Annotated in this window: 23 protein-coding genes and 1 other annotated feature; all 23 genes read left to right on the top strand. The window is 43.4% G+C overall.

Features of this window, described 5'->3' with window-relative positions; all coding sequences use genetic code 11:
- Positions 1-69 precede the first annotated feature (69 nt).
- Positions 70-298 (top strand) — a binding site (T-box leader).
- A gap of 42 nt (positions 299-340) precedes the next feature.
- Complete coding sequence (locus tag MXE28_RS03255) at positions 341-1,363, top strand: ATP-binding cassette domain-containing protein (protein ID WP_247239810.1); 1,023 nt, start codon at positions 341-343, stop codon at positions 1,361-1,363.
- Positions 1,360-2,022: a methionine ABC transporter permease gene (locus MXE28_RS03250; protein WP_206512521.1), complete on the top strand. Its 663-nt coding sequence runs from the start codon at positions 1,360-1,362 to the stop codon at positions 2,020-2,022. Before MXE28_RS03255 ends, MXE28_RS03250 begins: the two co-directional genes overlap by 4 nt.
- Positions 2,023-2,041: 19 nt before the next feature.
- Positions 2,042-2,881, top strand: coding sequence for a MetQ/NlpA family ABC transporter substrate-binding protein (locus tag MXE28_RS03245; RefSeq protein WP_127058181.1), 840 nt, complete (start codon positions 2,042-2,044; stop codon positions 2,879-2,881).
- 257 nt (positions 2,882-3,138) lie between these two features.
- Positions 3,139-5,583 (top strand): preprotein translocase subunit SecA, encoded by a 2,445-nt coding sequence (gene secA, locus MXE28_RS03240; RefSeq protein ID WP_021840664.1) that lies wholly within the window; start codon positions 3,139-3,141, stop codon positions 5,581-5,583.
- Between the two features lie 88 nt (positions 5,584-5,671).
- Positions 5,672-6,779 (top strand): peptide chain release factor 2 gene (prfB, locus tag MXE28_RS03235; RefSeq protein ID WP_226974316.1). Its coding sequence is split into 2 segments (ribosomal slippage): positions 5,672-5,728 and positions 5,730-6,779, totalling 1,107 coding nucleotides; the frame shifts between segments, so codons are not numbered across the junction.
- A 15-nt stretch (positions 6,780-6,794) separates the two neighbouring features.
- A complete protein-coding gene (locus tag MXE28_RS03230) occupies positions 6,795-7,484 on the top strand; it encodes an LmeA family phospholipid-binding protein (RefSeq protein WP_127058179.1) in 690 nt (229 codons plus the stop codon).
- Between the two features lie 13 nt (positions 7,485-7,497).
- The gene (locus MXE28_RS03225) at positions 7,498-9,540 is read left to right on the top strand and encodes a DUF5693 family protein (protein ID WP_247239809.1); all 2,043 of its coding nucleotides are present in this window, start codon (positions 7,498-7,500) and stop codon (positions 9,538-9,540) included.
- Positions 9,533-10,627 carry a polysaccharide pyruvyl transferase CsaB gene (gene csaB, locus MXE28_RS03220; protein ID WP_021840660.1) on the top strand — a complete coding sequence of 365 codons (1,095 nt, stop codon included), beginning with the start codon at positions 9,533-9,535 and terminating at the stop codon, positions 10,625-10,627. Before MXE28_RS03225 ends, csaB begins: the two co-directional genes overlap by 8 nt.
- Before the next feature lie 145 nt (positions 10,628-10,772).
- The gene (locus MXE28_RS03215) at positions 10,773-11,606 is read left to right on the top strand and encodes a transketolase (RefSeq protein ID WP_021840659.1); all 834 of its coding nucleotides are present in this window, start codon (positions 10,773-10,775) and stop codon (positions 11,604-11,606) included.
- 1 nt (position 11,607) lies between these two features.
- Positions 11,608-12,540 (top strand): transketolase family protein, encoded by a 933-nt coding sequence (locus MXE28_RS03210; RefSeq protein ID WP_021840658.1) that lies wholly within the window; start codon positions 11,608-11,610, stop codon positions 12,538-12,540.
- Positions 12,541-12,556: 16 nt separating this feature from the next.
- Entirely contained in the window at positions 12,557-13,243 is a 687-nt protein-coding gene (ftsE, locus tag MXE28_RS03205) for a cell division ATP-binding protein FtsE (RefSeq protein WP_021840657.1), read from the top strand.
- Complete coding sequence (ftsX, locus tag MXE28_RS03200; RefSeq protein WP_156704923.1) at positions 13,233-14,120, top strand: permease-like cell division protein FtsX; 888 nt, start codon at positions 13,233-13,235, stop codon at positions 14,118-14,120. The genes ftsE and ftsX overlap by 11 nt, the downstream gene beginning before the upstream one ends.
- A 14-nt stretch (positions 14,121-14,134) precedes the next feature.
- On the top strand, positions 14,135-15,337 hold the full coding sequence (locus MXE28_RS03195) for a M23 family metallopeptidase (RefSeq protein WP_247239808.1): 1,203 nt from the start codon (positions 14,135-14,137) through the stop codon (positions 15,335-15,337).
- A 94-nt stretch (positions 15,338-15,431) separates the two neighbouring features.
- Complete coding sequence (locus tag MXE28_RS03190) at positions 15,432-16,505, top strand: S41 family peptidase (protein WP_247239811.1); 1,074 nt, start codon at positions 15,432-15,434, stop codon at positions 16,503-16,505.
- Positions 16,506-16,566: 61 nt separating this feature from the next.
- A complete protein-coding gene (obgE, locus tag MXE28_RS03185) occupies positions 16,567-17,841 on the top strand; it encodes a GTPase ObgE (protein WP_247239807.1) in 1,275 nt (424 codons plus the stop codon).
- 17 nt (positions 17,842-17,858) lie between these two features.
- Positions 17,859-18,146 (top strand): ribosome assembly RNA-binding protein YhbY, encoded by a 288-nt coding sequence (gene yhbY, locus MXE28_RS03180; RefSeq protein WP_021840652.1) that lies wholly within the window; start codon positions 17,859-17,861, stop codon positions 18,144-18,146.
- A gap of 85 nt (positions 18,147-18,231) precedes the next feature.
- A complete protein-coding gene (gene proB, locus MXE28_RS03175; RefSeq protein ID WP_021840651.1) occupies positions 18,232-19,398 on the top strand; it encodes a glutamate 5-kinase in 1,167 nt (388 codons plus the stop codon).
- Between the two features lie 10 nt (positions 19,399-19,408).
- A complete protein-coding gene (locus MXE28_RS03170) occupies positions 19,409-20,668 on the top strand; it encodes a glutamate-5-semialdehyde dehydrogenase (RefSeq protein ID WP_021840650.1) in 1,260 nt (419 codons plus the stop codon).
- A gap of 139 nt (positions 20,669-20,807) precedes the next feature.
- The gene (gene nadD, locus MXE28_RS03165; protein ID WP_021840649.1) at positions 20,808-21,419 is read left to right on the top strand and encodes a nicotinate-nucleotide adenylyltransferase; all 612 of its coding nucleotides are present in this window, start codon (positions 20,808-20,810) and stop codon (positions 21,417-21,419) included.
- A gap of 13 nt (positions 21,420-21,432) precedes the next feature.
- The gene (yqeK, locus tag MXE28_RS03160; protein WP_021840648.1) at positions 21,433-22,002 is read left to right on the top strand and encodes a bis(5'-nucleosyl)-tetraphosphatase (symmetrical) YqeK; all 570 of its coding nucleotides are present in this window, start codon (positions 21,433-21,435) and stop codon (positions 22,000-22,002) included.
- A 12-nt stretch (positions 22,003-22,014) separates the two neighbouring features.
- Positions 22,015-23,082, top strand: coding sequence for an LCP family protein (locus MXE28_RS03155; protein WP_021840647.1), 1,068 nt, complete (start codon positions 22,015-22,017; stop codon positions 23,080-23,082).
- Positions 23,083-23,216: 134 nt separating this feature from the next.
- Positions 23,217-23,579, top strand: coding sequence for a ribosome silencing factor (gene rsfS, locus MXE28_RS03150; protein WP_247239806.1), 363 nt, complete (start codon positions 23,217-23,219; stop codon positions 23,577-23,579).
- 1 nt (position 23,580) lies between these two features.
- Complete coding sequence (locus tag MXE28_RS03145) at positions 23,581-24,561, top strand: S1-like domain-containing RNA-binding protein (protein ID WP_021840645.1); 981 nt, start codon at positions 23,581-23,583, stop codon at positions 24,559-24,561.
- Positions 24,562-24,634 lie beyond the last annotated feature (73 nt).

The raw sequence follows: 24,634 nt of genomic DNA, 5'->3' as shown, positions 1-24,634 counted from the left end.
AATTTATTGGGATTAATTTAAAAAAGCCACACACACTTTTTGTCCTATAAGCCAACATAAAAGAGTATATAAAACGCAATGAACAAAACAAGTACGTTCAATGAACCGAACAGAGAGATAAACCTAGGTTGAGAGTTTATTACGATGTAGTTGGACTGAATGCCTTTGTGAGCGGGAGAACTGAAATATCAGTAGGTTTTCACGGTGAACTGCCGTTATAGTATTTGAGTGCAACAGCCTATCCATCTGTGAGTATGCTGTTGTAAACAGAGTGGAACCGCGGGCCACCGCCTCTGTCATGGAGGCGGTAGGCCCTTTTTTATACAATAGGGGGGATTTTATGATTGAACTTAGGCATATTGACAAAGAGTTTATCATCAAAAAGCAACATGTTAAGGCTTTGCAAGATGTATCGCTGACGGTTCAGGATGGAGATATCTTTGGTATTGTAGGCTTCAGTGGTGCCGGCAAATCGACGTTGCTGCGCATGGTTAATGCTTTGGAAGAGCCGACTGCCGGTGAAGTCTTAATCGACGGTGTGAATATTAATGAATTATCTCACAATGAACTTCGTAAAGTTCGTAAGGGGATTGGCATGATATTCCAATCTTTTAACTTGTTGAACTCGAAAACGGTTTTTGATAATATTGCGATTCCGCTTCGTTTGAATAAAGTGGCGGAAGATGTGATTGAGAAAAGAGTCAAAGAGTTATTGGAATTCGTTAACTTACCGGACCGAGCCAATGCGTATCCGACTCAATTATCGGGCGGGCAAAAACAGCGTGTCGGTATCGCTCGCGCACTGGCGACAAATCCGTCTATATTGCTTTGTGACGAAGCGACCAGCGCTTTGGACCCGGAAACGACAGAACAAATTTTAAAGTTGTTAAAACGAATTAACAAAGAATTTAATATAACTATTTTGTTGGTAACGCATGAAATTAATGTAATCCAGGAAATTTGTAATCGCGTAGCCGTTATGGAGTATGGTCGTGTTGTAGAAATGGGCACTGTCCTTGATGTGTTCAGTCATCCAACGCAGAGCATGACAAAACGTTTCGTACAGACCGTTATTCCGGAACGCATTCCGGACAATGTGGTGGCGCAGTTAAAAGCGGATACAAGACCATATGAACTGGTGAAATTACGCTTCTTAGGTGACGCAGTAACTAAAAATGTTATCTATGAAGTAAATCGCAAGTTCAACGTGGAAACGAATATCGTATTTGCGTCGGTTAACCAATTGCAAGATTCGGCTCTGGGCATCTTTATTTTACAAGTGGTCGGTGCTGCGGCAGATTTGGACGCAGCCAAGAAATATATGTGTGATGCAGGACTGGAATGTGAGGTGATTACATTATGATGCCGGATTTGGGAGTACCGAACGAGCAAATTATCCTGGCGGCCCAAGAGACGTTGTACATGGTATTCGTGTCACTAATCATCGGGTCGATTATCGGTCTTATTTTGGCAGTCATTTTAGTACTGACCAATAAGGACGGTATTTTAAGAAATAATTACGTCTTTGCCGTAGTGAATACGGTAGTTAATATTATTCGCAGTGTGCCGTTCATCATTTTGATGGTGTTTATTTTGCCGCTGACTAAATTGTTAATTGGTACGCGTATCGGGACGACGGCGGCCTTAGTGCCTCTCGTTATTTTCATTGCGCCGTACTTGACGCGTCTCTTTGAAAATTCACTGCTTGATGTGGATAAGGGCATAATCGAAGCGGCGCAGGCCATGGGTGCCTCTCATTTTGAGATTGTTTGGCATTTTATTTTGCCGGAAGCAAAAGCATCCTTAATTTTATCGGTTACAACCGGTACAATCGGGCTTATCGGGGCAACGGCAATGGCCGGAGCTATCGGGGCCGGTGGGGTCGGTGATTTGGCGCTCACGTACGGGTACGAACGTCTAAACTTCCCGCTCATGTTGTTTACTGTTGTTGTGCTTGTTATTTTTGTTCAGATTATTCAAACTGTGGGTAATCATTTTGCATTTAAAATGCGCAATCATTGAGAAAGAAAGTAGGGGTATTATGAATTTCAAACGTTTTAAGAAGATTGGTGTGTTGTTGGCGGCTACCGTGTTAGGCGCCGTGTTATTGGCCGGTTGCGGTAATGACTCCGCAGCAGGTGACAAAAAGGATTTAGTTTTCAGTAAATCTCAGGGACCGTACTCGGAACTCTTTGAACAAGCTGTTAAACCGATTATGGAAAAGAAAGGTTACAAGATTACGGCTCGCGATATGTCCGATTTAGTACAGGCTGACGTAGCTTTGAATGACGGCGAAGTAGATTTTAACGTTGAACAGCATACAGCGTATATGAATAACTTCAATGAAAAACAAGGTGGTCATTTGGTAGCGTTAACTCCGATTCCTACAGTACCGGCCGGTATCTATCCGGGCGCTAAAACTCAGCTTAGCCAAGTAGCTAACGGTGATACTATCGCTGTTCCGAATGATGCGTCCAATACGGCACGTGCCTATGCATTACTTCAAAAAGCAGGCCTTATCAAATTAGATCCGAATAAAGATTTGGCCACTGTAACTAAAGCAGATATTGTGGAAAACCCATACAATCTTAACTTTGTAGAAATGAAGTCCTTAACAATTCCATCGGTTCGTACCGACTTTGCGTACATCGTAATCACCGGTTCTATTGTGTACAATGCTAAAATCGATCCTTCTACTGCTTTGATGAAAGAAGACATTTTACCATACTTACTCTTACAGCTCGTTGTATTGGATAAGAATAAAGATACCCAATGGGCTAAAGATTTGAAGGATGCGTATAATTCGCCTGAATTCAAAGAATACATGAAAACCCATAACAACGGTTTATGGTATGTACCTGAAAACGCTGACAACAAATAAGAATGCGTTAATGACCCCTTCAACATAGAAGGGGTCATTTTTGGTATTTGCACATAGCCGGCTTTAAGATAACGATTTTCAGTTAGTAACCCAAAAACGGGAAATACATATTTTGTATAAAATCAGTCACACTTCCGTATATAATATGTAAAAAGCTTATTACTTAAACTGTATATTTTGGTTTTTTTAGAAACTTTGTGATATAATTAATTGAATATGTATATAAGAGAATATACAGACCTAAGGAGTTGAGATATTTGTTTGGTTTTATACAAAGATTAATTGGTAATAACAGCGCACGCGAAATAAAAAAGATGCGTGCCATTGTAGATGAAATTAATGGCTTAGAGCCGAGTCTTAGCGGTTTAAGTGACAGTTCATTAGCTGCTAAGACACAAGAATTTAAGAAACGACTGGCTGACGGTGAAACATTGGATGATATTTTACCGGAAGCATTTGCGGTCGTTCGTGAAGCTTCGAAGCGCGTGCTCGGCATGCGCCATTTTGACGTACAGCTTATCGGTGGCATTACTTTGCATCGCGGTAACATCGCAGAAATGCGTACCGGTGAAGGTAAGACCTTGGTAGCTACGTTGCCGGTGTATTTAAATGCCTTAACCGGTAAAGGTGTGCATGTTGTTACGGTCAATGACTATTTGGCAAAACGTGACAGCGAGTGGATGGGTAAATTGTATCGTGCCCTTGGTTTGAGTGTTGGTCTTATTGTAGCCAATCTCGATTACAATCAACGTAAATTGGCTTATGCTTCCGATATTACGTACGGCACCAATAATGAATTCGGGTTCGACTATTTGCGTGATAACATGGTTATTCATGCCGAACAGATGGTACAGCGTCCGTTGAACTATGCCATCGTCGATGAAGTTGACTCCATCCTCATCGATGAAGCCCGTACACCGCTCATCATTTCCGGTCCCGGTGAACGCTCTACGGACAGCTATTATACGTTGGCAAAAGTCGTACCGCAATTGGTAGCCGGTGAAGATTATACGATTGATGAAAAGCAAAAAACAATCGCACCGACTGAATCGGGTATTGCCAAAGTTGAAAAAATGCTTAAAATCGAAAACTTATACGATTCGGCCAACTTGGAGTTGAATCACTTGTTAAATGCCTCTTTACGTGCTTATGCCATGATGCATCGCGATAAGGATTATGTAGTTAAAGACGGCCAGGTTGTTATCGTTGATGAATTTACCGGTCGTTTGATGTTCGGTCGTCGTTATTCCGACGGTTTGCATCAGGCCATTGAAGCCAAAGAAGGTCTTAAAGTTGAACGTGAAAGCCAGACTTTGGCATCCATTACGTTCCAGAACTACTTCCGTATGTATGAGAAATTAGCGGGCATGACCGGTACAGCTAAAACGGAAGAACAGGAATTTAACAATATTTACGGTTTGGAAGTATATGAAATTCCACCAAATAAACCTTTACTTCGTAAAGATTTGCCGGACTTAATTTTTAAAACTAAGAAGGCAAAATATAAAGCGGTTGTTAAAGATGTGGTAGAACGCCATAAAAAAGGTCAGCCTGTATTGGTAGGTACTACTTCGATTACACAATCGGAACAGTTAAGTGATATGCTTCTTAAGAGTGGCGTACCACATAATGTGTTGAATGCTAAACACCATGAAAAAGAAGCGGAAATCGTAGCCAATGCCGGTCAGCGCGGTATGGTAACGATTGCCACTAACATGGCCGGTCGCGGTACAGATATTTCTTTAGGCGAAGGTGTGGCTGAACTTGGCGGTCTCCATATTTTGGGTACCGAACGTCATGAAAGTCGCCGTATCGACAACCAGTTGCGCGGTCGTTCGGGTCGTCAGGGCGATCCGGGCTCCAGTCAGTTCTTCTTATCCTTGGAAGACGACTTGATGCGTATTTTCGGGGCCGATAATATTTCCGGTATGATGGATAAACTTGGTATGGAAGAGGATGAACCGATTGAACATTCCTTGATTACTAAATCCATTGAACGTGCTCAGAAGAAAGTAGAAAATCATAACTTTAATATTCGTAAATATATTTTGGAATATGACGATGTTATGAATCAGCAGCGTGAAGTTCTTTATGATCAACGCCGCAAAATCTTGGGCAATGAATCGTTGCGTGACACCATCATGGAAATGGTTGATTCCTTAGTAATTAAAGCTATGAATCAATATGCCGATGAAAAATTATATCCGGAAGAATGGGATTATGAAGGTCTATTAAAACATTTAGAACTTTTCTTCTTAGAACCGGGACAGTTTACGGTGGCTGAAATGGAAGATTTGGGCCGCGGTGAATTGCAAGAACGTTTGCTTGCTATTGCGCATGAAGAATATGATAAACGAGAACAACTCATTGGCGAAGCCAATATGCGTGAACTCGAAAAAGCAGTTATGCTTAAAGTTGTGGACAGCAAATGGATGGAACATTTGGATTCCATGGATATGCTCCGTGAAGGTATCGGCCTTCGTGCATACGGTCAGAAAAATCCGCTTGTTGAATACAAATTTGAAGCGTATGATATGTTTGAAGCTATGATTGAAGCCATTCAGGAAGATACGATTATGTATCTCTATCGCATTCGTATCGAATTGAATGACAATGTGATTGAAGAAGAATCAGCTGCAGATCCCCTGGCCAATGCGCAAACCCATCATGATGATGTGTTGGAACCACAAAATGTAGATTAGAACACGCAGAATGGTTCGTTGCCGGGAGTTATTTTCGGCGCGGCCATTTTCTGCTTTTCAGTAGTATTATCAGAAAGAGGTGAATAGATTGTTAGAGGATTTAAAAGGCCCTATTGACAATTTAGAGGAGCGTATTTATGGAATGAGGGATTCACTTTAACATCGCTCAGAAGGAAGATCGTATATTTACGTTAGATGTTAAAATGAGTGACCCTGAATTTTGGAATGATCCGGAATCGGCAAAAGAAATTTCCCAAGAAGCAACCCAGCTTAAAGATGCCGTAGAAGGTTATAAAGCATTAGTCGGAGAGATTGAAGACTTAAAGCTTATGCTTGATATGGCCATCGATGAGCAGGATACATCCATGGAAGCAGAACTTAAGACTCAGGTTGAACACATTACGGAAGAAGTGGAACGGCGTGAAGTATTATTGTTACTTAGCGGTGAATATGATACAAATAATGCCATTTTAACTTTCCACGCCGGTGCGGGCGGTACGGAAGCTCAAGACTGGGTATCCATGCTGATTCGTATGTACTTGCGTTGGGCCGAGCAACACGGCTTTGCCATTACCATGATGGATGAACAGCCCGGTGATGAAGCGGGTATAAAAAGTGCCACTTTCCTCATTAAAGGGGAAAATGCTTTCGGCTATTTGAAGTCTGAAAAAGGGGTACATCGTTTGGTTCGTATTTCGCCGTTCGATGCGAATGCACGACGCCATACATCCTTTGCGGCCGTTGATGTAATGCCGGAAATTGATGATACCGTAGATATTCATCTGGATATGAAGGATGTACGTGTCGATACCTATCGCGCCAGCGGTGCCGGTGGTCAGCATATCAATAAAACTGACTCCGCCATTCGTATGACCCACATTCCGACGGGCGTAGTAGTCCAATGTCAGAGTGAACGTTCACAGATTCAAAACCGTGAACAAGCGTTAAAACTGTTGCGTGCCAAATTGTTTGAACTGGAATTGGAAAAACAAGCGGAATTAAAAGAAAAGATCGGCGGGACCTATCAAGCTATTGAATGGGGCAGCCAGATTCGTTCTTACGTATTCCATCCGTACAATTTGGTCAAAGACCATCGTACCGGTGTAGAAACAGGGAATATTCAATCCGTTATGGACGGTAATTTGGATGCCTTTATGGAAGGGTATTTGAAGAAAGAAGCTAATTTGAAAATATAGGAGACGATTACAGAAATGAAAAAGTTTATCGCCTTTTTAGTTGTTGTCATAGTAGCTATTGTAGTAGCGGCACAATTCTTTTTGCCGAGTTTTGTGGCTAACAAACTGGAACAGGAAATTAACAATAAATTACATCCTGAAACAATTTCCTTACGCATTGAATCTTCACCGGCTATTGCCATGGTTGGCGGTCGCGTAGATGTTATGCGTGGTGTTTTGGAAAATGTAAAATTAGGCAATTTAAATTTTGCCGATGTTCATATGGATGTAAATAATTTAGAATTCAGTCCTATCGCTTTATTTATGAACCAGACCATGGAAATTCAGCAAATGGGCAAAGGTGAAATCGAAGGTACTGTTACAGCTTCTGACTTGAAAGACTTCATGGAACAAGCTGTAAAAGGTCTAACCATTCAAGATGTAGTGATTAATTCTGACGGTATTGAAGTAGTCGGGTCGGTGGACATGGGCTTTGTGCGTGGCACTGCCAGCATTAAAGGCAACTTGGAAATCAAAAACAATGCCCTCGTATTCTCGCCGCAGCGCTTTGAAATTAACGGCGCCGGTATCGGTGGGTTAAATGCTTCCGTATTAAAACAGATTACTATTTATGACTTTGCGGAATTCCCAATTCCTGTAAAAGCCGATCGTATTGAAACAGAAAATGGAGAACTTCATTTGTTTGTCAATCCGATAAGTAAGTAAGAAAGGTGTTACTGTGAAGGAAACTAATAGAAAAAAGAGAAAACATTCTTTAGTCCTTATTGCGATTATTATTATCGGTTTGTTGGCCGGATTATTCCTGGTGCAACAGCGTCATCAAGTGGAAGAAGCCCAAAATCAGATCGAAAATATAGTCGACTATGATGCTGTATTGAGAGCTTCTTCTTTTGAAAAGCGAAGTACGGCTGACGCCTTAAAAGCCTTAAAAGATGCAGGCGTTACAGGGATGGCCATTTATGACCGTACACTTACCAAGGCTCGTGATGCCGGTGAGATTTTAGTCTATCATGGTGAAGATGCGGCTATTATGCAGTTCTATGGACCACAACCGCAGCCGGGTTACACCTATATCGTAGCGGCGCCCGGTAAGGAAGGCTACTTCAAAGAAATTCACGAAGATTTGGTTCAACGCTTAGGTAAGGATAAAGTAGGGGTTATGTACTCCAACCGCGGTCCTGTTTTGGCGTTGTCACAGCCGTACGAAGCATTGATGGATATGAATTTAAGCATCTCCCGTTTACAGGCCGAAGAAGTAAGCCGTCAGGGCTTTGACGTTATTGTACGTCCTACTAACTTTAAACAGGTTACCCGTGAAAATGTTGACCTCGTGTTTAGTCGTTTGGATGGTATACCTAATGTAACGGGCATGGTTTTTGTAGGCAAGGAAGCGTTAGGCTATCCTAATTTTATCGGCCTTACTAATGAATATTTGCATAATTTGCGTATTCCGGTTGTAGGGATTGAAGCGGTAAATCAATTGCAATATGAAAATCAGGTCGGTTTTAACAATGACTTAGCCGTAGCCGATGAATACAGTGTTGGTCGCTTATATACAATTGCTAAGGACGAGTTCAAAAAATTACCACCTGAAGAAGTGGCGCAACGTTTTTATATCAGTGATATTGAACGTAATATTCGCTTTAACTTATTGCCGATTTATGAAGAAGGCAGCGATAATAAGACGGCCTTAGAATCAAGTATTACGTACATGAAATCGCTTAAAGAGAAACTGGAAGATCGCGGCTTTACCTTTGGTCGTGCTTCTATTTATCCGCCATATACACCGGGACCAATCGCAGTTGTGTTGACCATGGCCGGTGCCGTGGGCCTCTTTACCTTTATGGTTAATTTACTCTTTCCGATGCGTAAGCACCGTCAGTTAGTATTAAACTTTACGTTGCTGTTAATTACAGTAGTACTTTATACAGTAACGGGTGGTACTTTAATCACTCAAATTTGGGCCTTAAGCACAGCGATTGCGGCACCGGTTGTGGCCATTATCCTCATTATGGATTGTTGGGTACGTCGGGCTGACGGACCGGCTGTAGGACCTTGGCGTGCTACATTGGAGGCGGCGGTTTACCTGGTAGGGGCTGCTCTTATTGCGGCTATCGGTGGTATTATGATTGCCGCTATGCTCGGTAATACCCGTTTCTTCATGGAATTTGCTTTATTCCGCGGTGTTAAATTAGTATTCGTAGCACCGATTATATTGACCGCGATTGCTTATTTACAGCGATTTCCGCTTTGGCAAGGCCGTACGATTGATTCCTGGTCTGAATGCCGAAGCTTTATGAAATCTTTCTTGACCTTGGACGTTAAGATTTATATGATTGCTATTTTTGCTATGCTTGGCGTGGTTGGCTGGGTCTTTGTGGGCCGCAGCGGTCATACAGCCGGTGTGCCGGTGCCGGGCTTTGAAATTGCCTTACGCCGTTTCTTAGAAAATACATTATATGCTCGTCCTCGTGAAAAAGAATTTTTAATCGGTCATCCCGCTTTGATGTTGGCATCTTTTGCCCTCTTGCGTCGTTGGCCTATGGTTTTACATTTCTTATTTACGATTGCCGGGGTTATCGGTATCGGATCCATGGTGGAAACCTTCTGTCATTTGCGGACGCCGGTTATGATGTCCATTGCACGCGGTTATGACGGCCTTTGGTTAGGCGTTGTTTTCGGCGTTGTGGCAATTTTAGTATTCCGCTTCTTAGCTTATGTGGTTACATGGGCTCGTAAACGGGAGGTAGCTAATGACTAGACTTGTTATCTCCGGTTATTACGGGTTCGGTAATGCAGGTGATGAAGCCATGTTGGCTGCTATTTTGGAAGCTATTTTAGAAGTAGTACCGGATGCGGACATTACCGTTATTTCCGGCAATCCAGGTCACACCGCAGCCAATCACGGCGTCAAGGCTATCGGCCGTTTTGACATGTTTGGTATTTTAAATGCCATCGGTCGCTGTGATTTATTGATTAGCGGTGGTGGCAGTTTATTGCAGGATGTAACGAGTAAACGCAGCTTATATTACTATTTAAGCATTATTACTTTGGCCACGAGTTTTGGTAAACGGGTTATGCTCTATGCACAGGGCATCGGCCCGCTTCGCCGTAAACGAGCACGTCAGATTGTCGGTCAGGTATTGAATAAAGTCACTATGATTACTGTCCGTGATGAGCGTTCCAAAGCGGAATTGCTCGATATGGGGGTAACTAAGGTGCCTATTCAGGTGACCGCCGATGCAGTGTTGGCCATGCATCCCGTAGATAAAACTATCGGACGACGCTTATTAAAACCGTATCAGTTGTCCGGCGTACGTTATCGCGTAGGTGTATCGGTGCGCAATTGGAAGCAATCGATTGCCTATCGCGGCGAATTGGCTAAAGCACTCGACCGATTGCATGAGGAATTGGGCGCCCAAGTGGTATTCATTCCCATGCAGCATCCGGCGGATACGCAAGAAGCTATGGCCATTAAAAGCCTTATGAAGAGTGAACCGGTAGTGTTGGAACGCATGTATAATACGACCGAGCTTTTAGCTTTGGAAGGTTGTATGGACGTTTTAATCGGGGTTCGCTTACATGCTTTGGTTTTTGCGTCTTTAATGGAAAAACCCGTAGTAGGCATTTCGTACGATCCTAAAATTACCAATTTCTTACAGATGATTGGTCAGGAGCCGGTTGGTACTTTGGATGAAATCGAAAGTGATACCATATACGCGGCGACGGCCGGTTTTCTTGAAAACTCCGCATTACAGCAACAGGTGGTACAACGCATTATTAAGCTTCGCGAAGAATCACTTAAAAATGCACATATTGCTTTGTCGCTCTTGGATACGCCTAAATAGTATACATATGCCGGTTGCTTGGCTTATAGGCGGCACTGGCAATTATATGGCTAAAGGTTTACAATAATATTGTTTTATATCGAATATTTCGTTAGAATTCAGAAATCTGCGTTACTTATTTTCCTAAAAGGAATGGAGGGTCTTTATGACAACATTAACAGCTGAGCAGAAGTCGTTAGTTCAAGAAAAGGCGACTGCAATTCGCGTAAGCATTCTCAAAGCCGTAACCGCCGCTAAATCGGGACATCCCGGTGGTTCTTTATCCATTGCGGATCTCATGGCGTTACTGTATTACGTAGAAATGAACGTTGATCCGAAGAATCCGAAAGACGGCAATCGTGACCGTTTTGTATTATCTAAAGGCCATGCAGCGCCGGCTTTATATGCCACGTTAGCAGAAAAAGGCTTTTTTGATAAAGGTGAATTGGAAAATTTACGTAAAATTGATTGCATGTTGCAAGGCCATCCCGATATGAAACATACACCGGGCGTTGATATGTCTACCGGTTCCTTGGGCCAGGGCATTAGTGCCGCATGTGGTATGGCATTGGCCGGACGCATCGACAAAAAAGACTATCGTGTTTTTGCCGTACTCGGTGACGGTGAATTGGAAGAAGGTCAAGTTTGGGAAGCCGCTATGTTTGCCGGTTTCTATAAACTTAATAATTTGACTGCTTTCATCGACTTCAACGGTCTCCAAATCGACGGTGATATTCGCGAAGTAATGTCGCCGTTACCAATCGCGCCTAAGTTTGAAGCTTTCAATTGGAATGTAATCGAAGTCAACGGTCATGACCTTGATGAATTACACAATGCCATTGAAGCCGCTAAAGCTTGTACCGACAAACCGACAGCAATCGTGATGAACACTGTCAAAGGTAAGGGCGTTAAAGAAATGGAAGGTCAGGCAGGCTGGCATGGTAAGGCGCCGTCCGCTGAAGAATATGAAAAATTCGTAGCAGAATTGTTGGAGGTGTAAGATGGGTAAAGCAACACGTGAAGCATATGGTAATGCCTTAGTGGCTGTTGGCGCCGCTAACGAAAATATAGTTGTATTAGATGCGGATTTATCTAAATCCACTAAAACGGATAATTTCAAAAAAGCTTATCCGGATCGTTTCTTTAACGTAGGGATTGCGGAACAGAATTTAATCAGTGTCGGTGCTGGTTTGGCAGCAGCCGGTAAAATTCCGTTCGTGTCTTCGTTCTCTATGTTTGCTACGGGGCGTGCTTTTGAACAGGTGCGCAATGCCGTATGCTATCCTAAATTAAACGTAAAAATCTGTGCTACTCATGCGGGGATTACGGTAGGTGAAGACGGGGCCACTCATCAGAGCCTTGAAGATATTGCCTGCATGCGTGCTATTCCTAACCTTAAAGTAGTTGTTCCTGCCGATGAAGCAGAAACTACAGCGGTTATTAAATGGGCTGCCGATTATGAAGGTCCTGTATATGTTCGTTTAGGCCGTGCCGGTGTAGACGATGTAACTCCGGAAGGCTATGAATTTACACCGGGGAAAGCTGTTGAACTCGTAGGCGGTAACGATGTAACGATTATTGCGTGCGGTGCTTTGGTAGGTCCTGCCGTTCAGGCCGCTAAATTATTGGCTGAACAAAATGTAAAAGCTCGTGTACTCAACATGGCATCCATTAAACCGATTGATGCTGACGCTATTGTGAAAGCAGCTAAAGAAACCGGTGCCATCGTAACAGCTGAAGAACATAATATTTATGGCGGTTTAGGTGCTGCGGTAGCTGAAGTAGTAACGGAATTTGCGCCGGTACCGGTTATTCGCATCGGCACGAAGGATACATTCGGTGAATCCGGTACACCTAAAGAATTGATGGCCAAATATGGTCTTACAGCAGAAGATATCGTGAATGCTGCTAAAACAGCGATTGAACGAAAATAGTAAAGGAAGTTAATCAATGATTCAATTTAACCATGTCAACAAAGTGTACGACAATGGCTCGCTGGCTTTGGATGACGTAACTATACATATTGAGAAGGGTGAGTTCGTACTTATCTGTGGTCCTAGTGGGGCTGGGAAATCCACGTTTATCAAACTATTATCACATGAAGTAGTACCTGATTCGGGAACCGTTATCGTAAATGACATGGAAGTCTCTCATTTGAAAAAACGGAAAATTCCGTATTTACGACGTCGTTTGGGCATTGTGTTCCAAGACTTCCGTCTTTTGCCAAACAAAACGGTAGCGGAAAACATTGCCTTTGCACTTGAAGTAATTGAAGAAAAACCGAAAGTTATTAAGGAACGAGTTGCCGCCGTATTGGATATGGTCGGCCTCGGTCATAAAGCTGATGATTTACCGCAGGATTTGAGCGGCGGTGAACAGCAGCGTGTAGCCATTGCCCGTGCCATCGTTAATAAACCGTTAGTGCTCATCGCCGATGAACCGACGGGTAACTTGGACCCTAATACCAGTAAGGGGATTGTGGAATTGTTTAAAACAATCAACAATTCAGGGACAACCATCGTTATGGTAACGCATGATATGGAAATGGTTAGATATTTAAATAAGCGGGTTATTGCATTGGAAGATGGCCGCGTAATCAGTGATAGAATGCGAGGTGCTGAATTCAATGAAGCTTAGAACGTTTAGATACTTTGTGAAAGAGGCTCTCAAGTCTATGAGCCGCAACGGTCTCATGACTTTGGCTTCCATTTCCACAGTAGCATTATCTTTATTTATTCTGGGGGTTTTTACTACCGGGGTTGTAAATCTCAATAATTTGGCTTCCAACTTGGAAAGTCAGGTAGAAATCAGTATTTATATGAAAGACGGCTTGACTACCAACCAAGTTATGGAAGTCGGTAAAAAACTAAAAGCCTTACCAAAAGTTAAAAATCTGGAATTCGTCAATAAAGACGAAGCGATGAAGCGTTTTAAAGAACGCCTTGGCGATCAGCAGGGCTTAGTAGCCGCTTTGGACGGCAATAACCCATTGCCATCGGCCTATGTGATTACTTTTGAGGACCCGGAAGAAGTAAAAAGTACGGCTAAATTAGTAGCTACGTTCCCTGAAGTGGAAAGTGCTCATTACGGACAAGATGTAATCGAACAGATTTTCAAAATGACTCAGGTTATCCGCATCGGTGGTATTGCCCTTATTGCCTTCTTGGCAGGGGCGACCTTGTTTATCATCTCCAATACGATTCGCCTTACCGTATTTGCCCGTCGTAAAGAAATCGGTATCATGAAATATGTAGGGGCCACCAACTGGTTCATCCGTTGGCCGTTCCTCATTGAAGGTATGTTGCTCGGTTTTATCGGCGGCGCTATTGCGACGGCTTGTGTTTGGGAATTCTATCACTTCATCACCCTTGAAGTGGAAAATTCCTTGGCATTCTTGCCGTTAGTACCGATGTTCCCATTCTTCTATGACTTGAGCGCTATTTTATTGGGCGTTGGTGTCTTGGTAGGGGCTATCGGTTCCACTATTTCGTTGAAACAGTATATGAAGGTATAAGAGAAGGGTTGGGTATGGCAAATAATAAATTATCCATGCGCATCGCGGCCGTTCTTTTAAGTACCACCATGTTAGCCTCCGTACCGCTTAGTACTATTTATGCCGAAGACGAAGATTTAACGAATCAGCTCAGCGGCATAGAACAGCAAATGCAAGAAGCGGGCAATCGAAAAGCCAATGCGGAAATTACGATTACGAATGTGTCTGAACAATTGCATCAGATTCAGGTGGAATTGGATCAGGCTACGGCTAATTTAAAAAGCTATGAACAGCAGCGTATGGCTGTAGAAAATGAAATTGTTAAGAATGAAAAATTGTTAGCCGAAGAGCAAGCTCGGTTGGCAACACGGGAAGGCGTCTTCAATAAGCGTGTCCGTGATATTTATATCAACGGTCGTCTCAGCTATTTGGAAGTTATCATTGGGGCCAAAGACTTCAGTGATTTCGCCAATCGCGTTGAAATGTTGCGACGTATTATTGATGCTGACATTAAATTAATCAGCAGCATTAAGACGGAACGTGAAGAAATTGCGCAACGGAAAGCCGAATTGGAAGCAGATCGTGCTAAAGTTGTAGAATTGGAAAACAAAGCACGTGAAACGCAAGCGGTTATTCAGAAGAAAAAAGATGAACAATCCGCTATTTTGGCACAGGCTCAAAATGATAAGGCTGTGGCTGAACAGATGCAGGCTGATTTACAGGCTTCCTCTGATGCTATTCGTGCTATGTTGCAACAGCGTGCAGCTGAACGTGTTGCCGCAGCGGCCGCCGCAGCAGCAGCGGCTCAGTCCGGTGGCGGCGGTGGCGGTAGTGATTACACTTATGTACAAGGTACAGGCCAACTTGCCTGGCCGGTATCCGGTGTTATTACGTCCGACTTCGGCTGGCGTAACCATCCTATTTTCGGACGACAAATACTTCACTCCGGTATCGATATCGGCGTTGATGAAGGCACCCCGGTACATGCTGCCGATGGTGGTACTGTCGTATTCTCCGGTTGGATGGACGGCTATGGTTATGCTGTTGTTATCGACCACGGTAACGGTATTTCCACTTTATACGGCCATAACTCTGATTTGGCCGTATCGGAAGGTCAATCTGTAAGTAAGGGCACCGTTATTGCCTATGCAGGCAGTACGGGTAACTCCACAGGTCCGCACGTTCACTTTGAAGTGCGTGTAAATGGTGATCCTGTAGATCCACAAGGGTATTTATAAGATGAATAATGAAAATACAAAGCGTCGGTGGTCGGACTCCTTAAAGTCCGGCGTCCGATTCGCCGTTAAGTTTACGCTGGCAGGCATTGTATTTATGTGGCTCGTGTTTTGGTATATTTCCGGCTCCCCAATAGGCGCTGTGAAGTTCTTTTTCACATATTTTGTGGCCAGTCATTTCTATATGGACCCGGTTTCGAAACAATCTTTATTTGAAGGCTCTTTGGCCGGTATGATTGATTCGCTGGGGGAACCGCATAGTCAATATCTTAATGAAAAAGAATATAATGATATTTATATGCAAACATCGGCCAGCTACATCGGAGTCGGTATTGTACTCGGCCAGGATAAGGACGGCCTGATGAAAGTGGCCAGTGCTATTGAAGGCCAGCCTGCTGCGGAGGCCGGCGTTAAATCCGGTGATATCATTGTAGAGATTGACGGGGTTAATACATCTACTTTAACCATGGAACAGGCATCCAAGATGATTCGTGGTGAAGAAGGTACCAATGTTACGATTACTATAATGCGCGGTAATGAAGTTAAAGATATTACCATTACGCGCAAACAAATTACATTGCCAACGGTTAAGGGCAAAATGTTGGATGACCATATTGGCTATATCCGCATCAGTCAGTTTGCGGAGCCAACCGGTTCTGATTTTGCCAAAACCTATAATGAATTAAAAGAAAAGGGCATGACAAAACTTGTCCTCGATTTGCGCGACAATCCGGGCGGTTTATTGACGACTGCTCAGGAAGTAGCCAATTATATTTTGCCGGCCGGTCCGATTGTTACGATTCAGGATCGTTCCGGTCGTATAGAGTCTTATGACTCAGAAGGTTTGGAGCCTACCATTCCTATGGTTGTGCTTATTAATCAAGGTTCTGCGAGTGCCTCGGAAATTATTTCCGGTGCGGTGCAGGATGAAAAAGTAGGTACCATTGTGGGTACTAACAGTTATGGTAAGGGAACGGTTCAAACTATTTTGGGTGTTCCCGGCGATGAAGGCATTAAGATTACGATTGCCAAATATCATACGCCAAATGATCGGGTAATCGACGGTACAGGCATTAAGCCAGATGTGGAAGTTGAATTACCGGACAATGCACAATCTGAAAGTGATGATACACAACTTCAGAAAGCATTGGAAATTTTAAAGACAAAATAATAGTGAGGCGGTAGCTATTTTGAGTTACCGCCCATATTACTATCAGAAAAGGATGAAAACTATGTTTATCGATCGTGCACGAATTTTTGTGAAAGCCGGTGACGGCGGCAACGGGATGAGTAGTTTCCGACGCGAAAAGTATGTTCCTAACGGCGGCCCAAACGGCGGCGATGGCGGTAAAGGAGCAGACATCATTTTAAAAGCGGACAGAAATATCAACACTCTCGTTGATTTCAGATATAAAAGACAATTTAAGGGACCGGCCGGTGAAGGTGGTCAGAGCAGTAATAAATACGGCAAAGGTGCCGATAATATGATTATTCCGGTGCCACTCGGTACGACTGTTAAAGATGAAGAAAGCGGTAAATTAATGGCCGACCTTATCGAAGACGGTCAGACCTATGTGGTAGCCAAAGGCGGCCGTGGCGGTCGCGGCAATGCGCACTTCCATACCAGTGCCAATCGTGCGCCGACGTTTGCGGAAAAAGGCGAACCGGGCGAAGAACGTTGGCTCCAATTGGAACTTAAAGTGTTGGCCGATGTAGGTTTATTGGGGTATCCGAGTGTAGGTAAATCCAGTATTATTCGCAAAGTATCTTCCGCAAAACCGGAAGTGGCGGCATATCATTTTACGACGTTAACACCGGTTCTCGGTGTTGTGTCCGTCGGTGAAGGTCAAAGTTTTGTTATGGCGGATATTCCGGGCCTTATTGAAGGGGCCAGTGAAGGGGTAGGCCTTGGGCATTCCTTCTTGCGCCATGTGGAACGCAGTAATATCCTCATCCATGTACTCGATGTATCGGGCATGGAAGGCCGCGATCCGATTGAAGATTTCCACACGATTAATAAGGAATTGGCCAAATATAGTGAAAAGTTGAGCAAAAAACCTCAATTAATCGCATTAAATAAAATTGACATGTTGCAAGACGAAGAAACATTATCTCGTGTTTCAGCGTATTTTAAAGAACAGGGGTATGAAGTATTCCCGGTAAATGCGTTAACCGGTGAAGGCTTGCCTGATTTGGTAAATCGTGCCTGGTACTACGTAGAAAACTATGTACCGGAACCGGAAGCAGTCGATGATACCGTGTTATACGAAGCTAAACCGGATACAGACTTTACTATTACCCGTGGTGACGATGCATCCTTCATTATCAGTGGTGCTCGTATTGAAAAATTAGTAGCCATGACAAACTTAGAAGATGAACAGGCTCTTCGTCGTTTCCAAAAAATTTGGTCCTATATGGATTTAGATAGAAAATTGAAAGAACGTGGCTGTAAGGACGGCGACGAAGTGGTAATCGGTGATCAACGCTTTACTTTCCACGATTTATAAGGAAGGACTAGTAGACTATGACAGGTAAACAAAAACGATTTTTGCGTGCATTAGCCAGTACCATGCCGGCTGTAGTTATGATCGGTAAAGGCGGCTTGGAAGATGCTGTTATTGACAGTGCTCGTGCGGCCATTACGGCAAGAGAACTTATTAAAGTTAAAGTGTTAAATAATGCCCCTGTGGACCCTGCAGAAACATTTGAAGAATTAGCCGATATGTTGGGTGCCGAATTGGTACAGGTTATCGGTCACAACGGTGTTTTATACAAAGCCAAAAAAGACCCCAAAATCATATTGCCCCGTTAGTCAGCCGAATTAATTCGCTTAATGCGTTAGTTTAGCTGACTTCCGGAAACGTTAAAAGGTAATCTGATGATGAGGAGATATAATTATGAGCGAAAGAGAGTCTACTGTTAAAGTCGTAACAAATGAACATTCCCGTGACGTATTGGCCAAGGCTAAGCGTATCGTCGTTAAAGTGGGTACCAGTACCTTAACCTATGACACGGGACGGCTTAATTTGCGCCGAATCGAATCGATTGTAAAGCAATTGGCTGATTTGGCCAATCAAGGGAAGGAAATTATTTTAGTCAGTTCCGGTGCCGTAGGTGCCGGGTTGGCTCCTTTGGGGGTTAAAGAAAAACCAAAAGACCTTGTCATGAAACAGGCTGCTGCCTCCGTGGGGCAAGGGGTTTTACTCCATATGTATGAAAAGCTATTTCGTGAATACGGCCATACGGTAGGTCAGATTCTTCTGACTCGCGAAGACAGTATGAATCGCTCTCGTTATATCAACTTGCGCAATACTTTATATGCGTTGATTTCTTTAGGCGTGATTCCTATCATTAATGAAAATGACGTAGTGTCTATTGATGAAGTTAAAATCGGTGATAATGATACCCTGTCGGCTGTTATTGCAAGTACAGTTGAGGCCGATTTGTTGATTATTTTATCTGATATTGAAGGTTTGTATACGGCTAATCCGCAAACGAATCCGGATGCCGAATTAATACATGAAGTAGACGTTATTACGCCTCATATTTATGAAATAGCCGGTGGTGCCGGTACATCACGCGGTACGGGTGGCATGTATACTAAAATTCAAGCCGCCAATATTGCCGTTAATTCCGGTGTGCACATGGTTATCGCTTCCGGTGAACGCAATGATTCTATCGAAGTGATTGCCGCCGGCGGTTTACGAGGCACCCATTTTGTGGCGCGTGATTCGAAACCGCATATGAAAAAACGCTGGGTAGCCTTCGGCAAGCGGCTTAAAGGTTCGGTTACTGTCGATAAGGGCTGTGCTGATGCTTTACTTAAAAAAGGCTCCAGTTTATTGCCGGTTGGTATTACGGCAGTAAGCGGTGAGTTTCATGAAGGGGAAACCATTAGTATCCTGTTTAATGACGAAGAAATTGCCCGTGGTATGGTAAACTTCTCATCAGCGGATCTTGATCAAATTAAAGGTTGCAATTCCCATGAAATTACGTCTATTCTTAAGATAGACAGTGCTCATACGGAAGTCATTCATCGTGATAATTTAGTAATCCTCAGATAGGAGTCTTAATATGACAGAGTACGCAACATATTTTGAAACTATGGGCCGTAAGGCTCGGGCCGCATCGACGGCTATGCAATTGGCCGATACGGCGGTAAAAAATAAATTATTGCAGACCGTGGCTGATGTATTGGTAGCTCATATTCCGGCCATTTTAGATGCCAATGAAAAAGATATGGCACAGGCCGGCGATTATAATTTACCGCAAATTATGTATGATCGATTGCGTCTTACTAAGGAGCGCATCGAGCAGATGGCTCTTGGGGTACGTGAGCTTGTTGATTTAGAAGACCCTATCGGTGAAGTTATGGAGTCGTCTACCCGTCCCAATGGCATGGAAATTACGAAAGTACGGGTACCATTGGGGGTTATTGCTATGTTTTACGAAGCAAGACCAAATGTAACCGTTGATGCAGCGGCTCTATGTATGAAAACAGGCAATGCGGTTATTTTACGGGGCGGTAAAGAAGCATTTCACACTAATGAATGCTTGGTAAATTTATTGCGTGACGCATTGACCGAAGTTAATTTACCGGCCGATGCGGTACAATTGGTAACCGTCACCGATCGTGCGGCCGTATCTGATTTATTGCGCCAACGTGAATACATTGATGTAGTAATACCTCGTGGCGGTGCGGGCCTTATTAAACGAATTGTAGAAGAAAGCCGCATTCCGGTTATTGAAACGGGGAGCGGTGTCGTTCATGTATATGTGGATAAAGATTGTGACGAAGCTAAAATTGTACCGATTGTAGTCAATGCTAAAGTACAGCGGCCATCCGTATGCAATTCCGCGGAAACGTTACTTATTCACGAAGCGGTGGCACCTAAATTGTTGCCGATTATTGCGGATGCTTTAATGGCCAAACAGGTGGAACTTCGCGGTGATGAAGCTTCGCGGGCTATCGTTAAAGATATTAAAGCTGCTGAAGAATCGGCATGGTCAACGGAATATAACGATTTAATTATGAATGTAAAAGTAGTGCCTTCCGTGGAGGCTGCCATTGCTCATATTAATCACTACGGGACGAAACATTCGGAATGTATTATTACGGAAAATAAAGAGGCGGCACAGGCCTTTTTACAACAAGTAGATGCATCTACCGTGTATGTAAATGTTTCCACCCGTTTTACGGATGGCTTTGAGTTTGGCTTAGGAGCCGAAATCGGTATCAGCACTCAGAAACTACATGCGCGCGGGCCTATGGGGCTCTTGGCGCTTACTTCGTATAAATATTATGTGCAAGGAGATGGCCAAATTCGTTCATGATAAAGTGGCTCAATATGGTACGAGTTTATGGCTCCTACTTAAAAACACCTAAGGGACGCTATGAATGGCTATCCTATATTAAAGCAATAATACTGTGGCTTGTAATATCATTGTTAATTATGGGGATAATGTACTGCTTATGAAACTTACAGGAAGAATCGGCATCATCGGAGGTACCTTTAATCCAATTCATTTAGGCCATTTGATGATAGCGGAAATGGCGCAGGAAACCTATGAACTTGACCGCGTTATTTTTGTACCGGCGTATCATCCGCCTCACAAACATGAAGACGTGATTGATGCAAAATATCGCTATGAGATGACGGCGGCGGCTGTTATGGACAATCCTAAATTTACTATTTCCGACGTTGAATTTAAACGGGAAGGGCCGTCTTATACGGTGGATACGATAAAGTACTTCCGTGCCCAATATGGTGAGGATAAGGAATACTATTTCATAGCCGGTACAGATACCATTCAAGACTTACCCAATTGGAAATATATTGACGAACTGCTCGGTTTATGCCATTTTATAGGGGCTGTGAGACCGGATGGTTCGGCGGCTATTGAAAAGATTATTGAATATTTTGGCGATTTAGGTCGTGACCGTATTCATTTGCTGGAAGTGCCGCTCATGCAGCTGTCGGCTACGGATTTACGTCAAAGATTGCGCACCAAGCGCAGTGTTCGCTACATGATTCCTAAAGCCGTAGTTCAGTATATTGCACAACATGATATTTATAAAAAGTGAGGCAACAAATACTATGTTTGAAGAAATTATTAATGATTTACAAATGCGACTTAGTCCTAAACGTTTCGCCCATACTTTAGGTGTGGCGAGAGCCGCTGTAGGATTGGCCCAACGCTATGGTGCCGATCCGGAAGAAGCTTATATTGCCGGTCTTTTGCATGATTGTGCTAAAGAATTGCCTTTATCGGAAATGCAGCGTTTGGTAGATGACGCGGACATTAAAGTGGATATGGATATGTATGTAAACGGTGCGCTATTACATGGTGTAAGCGGTGCCGTTATGGCCCATGATCGCTATGGTGTTATTGACGGTTATATTCTCGATGCCATTCGTTATCATACGACGGGCCGCGTAGGTATGACGCAATTGGATAAAATTATTTTTCTAGCCGATTATGTGGAAGAAACTCGGGATTTTCCGGGTGTGGACTATTTACGCAGTCTGGCCTTGGAAGATTTGGATGAAGCGGTGTTGGCCGGTTATGATACGACAATTCGCCATTTGTTGGATCAGGAGTTGAGTATTTATTTTAAAACCATTTTAGGCCGTAACGATATGGTACGGCGTATTCATAATCGATAGGGTGCGTGTAGTATGGAAGAAGAAGTGCGTAAAAGACCGACTCGGCGGGGGCGAAGAAAACCCAAAGTACGTTGGGGACGGGTTATCTTAGCTTTGATAATACTCATAGTCCTGGTAGGCGGTATCGGTTTTGGTTTATGGCGCGGTTATCAGGCAGCGGTAAGTTATTTTGGCGGGTCAGCTACGACCGAGACAACAACGACGGCCGATGTGGCACCACCGTCAGAGCCAAATCAAGTATCGACAATTCCTTTAGAACAAAAGTCGCTGGATAAGCCGATTTATATTTTATTGGTAGGTAAAGATAGCAATAATCCGGCACAAGGGGATGCTCTCTTTTTACTATCCGTAAATGAACAACAAAAAAATATTGATGTAATCGGCATCCCGTCCAATACAAAAATTTACAGCCGTGACAATAAGTCCGTGTCTATGATTAATACCATGTATAGCAGCGGTAATATTGAACTTACTAAGGCCGTGGTGGAAGATTTATTCCATATTCCCATTCCCTATTATGTGGTGGTCGACGAGGCGGCTTTTAAAGATACCCTTGATGTACTGGGTTCTCAAGATATGTATGTGGAAAAAGAAATGGTACATATTGACGACGCTACCGATACAGCCGATGTCAATTTGGCACGTGGATATCAAACATTGGATGCGGATAAAGCGTATCAATATGTGCGCTTTGTGGATGCCGATAAAAATGCATTCAGTCGTACCCAGCGTCAAGAACGGTTTTTAAAACAATTATTGAGTTCTCAGGAAGATACTTTTACTATTTCCCGCATGTGGCATGTGTGGCGCCTCTGGAGCCACTATGATTCTAATATCAGTACGACTGACGCAGTTAAACTGGTTATGAGTTTGGGCAGTCTTACCGGTAATAATATTCAGTACTATATTTTACCGGGCACCAGGGAAGTGCTTAACGGCGAAATATTCTGGACCTACGACCCGGTAGAAGCGCAGCAATTATTGGGCATTACCTTAGGCAATGCACCGATTGAAGGCGGTGGCGACGGGACAACTGATGATTCGAAAAATACTTCGGCCGGTAACGCCAAAGAAGGCTAAATATTAATTTACTATGTTATAAACAGCATTATAATTGTTAAAATAATTATAGGGGTTGTAACGGTTAGTCGTGACAATATATTGTATTTATTTTTATAGTTTATTGTTGGCGATGATTATAAAAAGGAGATTTCATGAAAGAGAAACAAGAAATTAAAGACGTGGCATTAGCATTGGCACAAGCAGGTTTTGACAAAAAAGGTACAGACATTGCCATTTTGGATTTGGAAGGTTTATCCAGTTTAGCGGATTATTTCGTATTGGTGAGTGCGTCCAACGTAAAACAGGCACAGAGTATTGCCGATGAAATTGAAGATAAAGGGGCTGAAGTAGGCACTACCGTGCTTCATCGTGAAGGTTATCACGAAGGGGAATGGATTCTTTTGGACTTCGGCGATATTATCTGTCATGTCTTCGGCGGGCAGGAAACACGCTCTTTCTACGGCTTGGAACAGCTTTGGAATGATGCGGCTCGCGTAGAATTTACAGGGGCTTAATATGGCAACACAATTATCTGAAAACACATTAGCCACGCTGAAAGTGTTACGTCAAAGCGACCAAGGTTCGTTCTTGGACGGTGGTACGGGCAATACCAATGATGACATTTTACTTCATAAGGATCAACAGACCGCACCGGTGAAAATCGGCGATGAAGTACCGGTATTCTTGTACAAAGATCCGAAAGGTCGTCTCACCGCCAGTATGCGTTTGCCGGCTATTAAAGAAGGTCAAATCGGCTATGTGGAAGTAATAAATAAGACTCAATTCGGTGTTTTCGTCGAAGTGGGTACCGAACGCGGCATATTTATGCCACACGCAGAAATGCGCGGTCGTCCGCAATTAGGCGAGAAAGTCTGGGTTCGTTTATATACGGATAAGTCCGGTCGTTTAGCTGTTTCTATGGATGTGGATGATGCTATGCGCCGTGCCTCTAAACCGGCTACGGAAGCTAAAGTCGGACAAATGGTGCGTGGTGCCATCTATAATTTCACCTCCGATGGTGCTTTTTTTATCACCCCGGAACGTTGGATTGCGTTTATTCATAACAGTGAAATGACACATCATTTGAAGGTGGGCGAATTGATTGATGCTCGCGTTACCTATAAACGTGATGACGGACGTGTTAACGTTTCCATGCGTCCTGTAAAAGAAACGGCTTTGACCATTGATGGCGAAGTGTTATTGGAATATTTATATCAGCGTAATGGCCGTATGCCATACAGTGATAAATCATCGTCTGATATTATTAAAGCAAAATTCGGTTTCAGTAAAGCAGCCTTTAAACGTGCTGTAGGTCATTTAATGAAAGAAGGTAAGGTTATTCAGGAAGAAGGCTGGACCTTATTGACCGAAACGGGTAAAACAGCGGCTGAGGAACTTGTGAAAAGTAAGACAAACGGTGACGCACCCCAAAGTGCAGGTGTAACCGAAGCGTCTGACACAGGTAAGGAAGCCAAAGAGGATACTCGTAAGGCGTAGTGACGGCAAATAGAAGGCGTAATCAATTACGCCTTTCTTTGCATTTACCGACATATTGAATTTGAGGGTTGAT

The sequence above is a fragment of the Veillonella sp. KGMB01456 genome, from assembly GCF_023051165.1.
Lineage (GTDB): Bacteria > Bacillota > Negativicutes > Veillonellales > Veillonellaceae > Veillonella_A.
The sequence above is the reverse complement of the archived record's forward strand: the minus strand, read 5'-3'. Positions and strand labels throughout refer to the sequence as shown.

Excerpts from the sequence above, each read along its gene's own strand:
- MXE28_RS03255 (WP_247239810.1), top strand. The coding sequence starts at position 341 with ATGATTGAACTTAGGCATATTGACAAAGAGTTTATCATCAAAAAGCAA.
- MXE28_RS03250 (WP_206512521.1), top strand. The coding sequence starts at position 1,360 with ATGATGCCGGATTTGGGAGTACCGAACGAGCAAATTATCCTGGCGGCC.
- MXE28_RS03245 (WP_127058181.1), top strand. The coding sequence starts at position 2,042 with ATGAATTTCAAACGTTTTAAGAAGATTGGTGTGTTGTTGGCGGCTACC.
- MXE28_RS03230 (WP_127058179.1), top strand. The coding sequence starts at position 6,795 with ATGAAAAAGTTTATCGCCTTTTTAGTTGTTGTCATAGTAGCTATTGTA.
- csaB (WP_021840660.1), top strand. The coding sequence starts at position 9,533 with ATGACTAGACTTGTTATCTCCGGTTATTACGGGTTCGGTAATGCAGGT.
- MXE28_RS03215 (WP_021840659.1), top strand. The coding sequence starts at position 10,773 with ATGACAACATTAACAGCTGAGCAGAAGTCGTTAGTTCAAGAAAAGGCG.
- MXE28_RS03210 (WP_021840658.1), top strand. The coding sequence starts at position 11,608 with ATGGGTAAAGCAACACGTGAAGCATATGGTAATGCCTTAGTGGCTGTT.
- ftsE (WP_021840657.1), top strand. The coding sequence starts at position 12,557 with ATGATTCAATTTAACCATGTCAACAAAGTGTACGACAATGGCTCGCTG.
- ftsX (WP_156704923.1), top strand. The coding sequence starts at position 13,233 with ATGAAGCTTAGAACGTTTAGATACTTTGTGAAAGAGGCTCTCAAGTCT.
- MXE28_RS03195 (WP_247239808.1), top strand. The coding sequence starts at position 14,135 with ATGGCAAATAATAAATTATCCATGCGCATCGCGGCCGTTCTTTTAAGT.
- MXE28_RS03190 (WP_247239811.1), top strand. The coding sequence starts at position 15,432 with ATGTGGCTCGTGTTTTGGTATATTTCCGGCTCCCCAATAGGCGCTGTG.
- obgE (WP_247239807.1), top strand. The coding sequence starts at position 16,567 with ATGTTTATCGATCGTGCACGAATTTTTGTGAAAGCCGGTGACGGCGGC.
- yhbY (WP_021840652.1), top strand. The coding sequence starts at position 17,859 with ATGACAGGTAAACAAAAACGATTTTTGCGTGCATTAGCCAGTACCATG.
- proB (WP_021840651.1), top strand. The coding sequence starts at position 18,232 with ATGAGCGAAAGAGAGTCTACTGTTAAAGTCGTAACAAATGAACATTCC.
- MXE28_RS03170 (WP_021840650.1), top strand. The coding sequence starts at position 19,409 with ATGACAGAGTACGCAACATATTTTGAAACTATGGGCCGTAAGGCTCGG.
- nadD (WP_021840649.1), top strand. The coding sequence starts at position 20,808 with ATGAAACTTACAGGAAGAATCGGCATCATCGGAGGTACCTTTAATCCA.
- yqeK (WP_021840648.1), top strand. The coding sequence starts at position 21,433 with ATGTTTGAAGAAATTATTAATGATTTACAAATGCGACTTAGTCCTAAA.
- MXE28_RS03155 (WP_021840647.1), top strand. The coding sequence starts at position 22,015 with ATGGAAGAAGAAGTGCGTAAAAGACCGACTCGGCGGGGGCGAAGAAAA.
- rsfS (WP_247239806.1), top strand. The coding sequence starts at position 23,217 with ATGAAAGAGAAACAAGAAATTAAAGACGTGGCATTAGCATTGGCACAA.
- MXE28_RS03145 (WP_021840645.1), top strand. The coding sequence starts at position 23,581 with ATGGCAACACAATTATCTGAAAACACATTAGCCACGCTGAAAGTGTTA.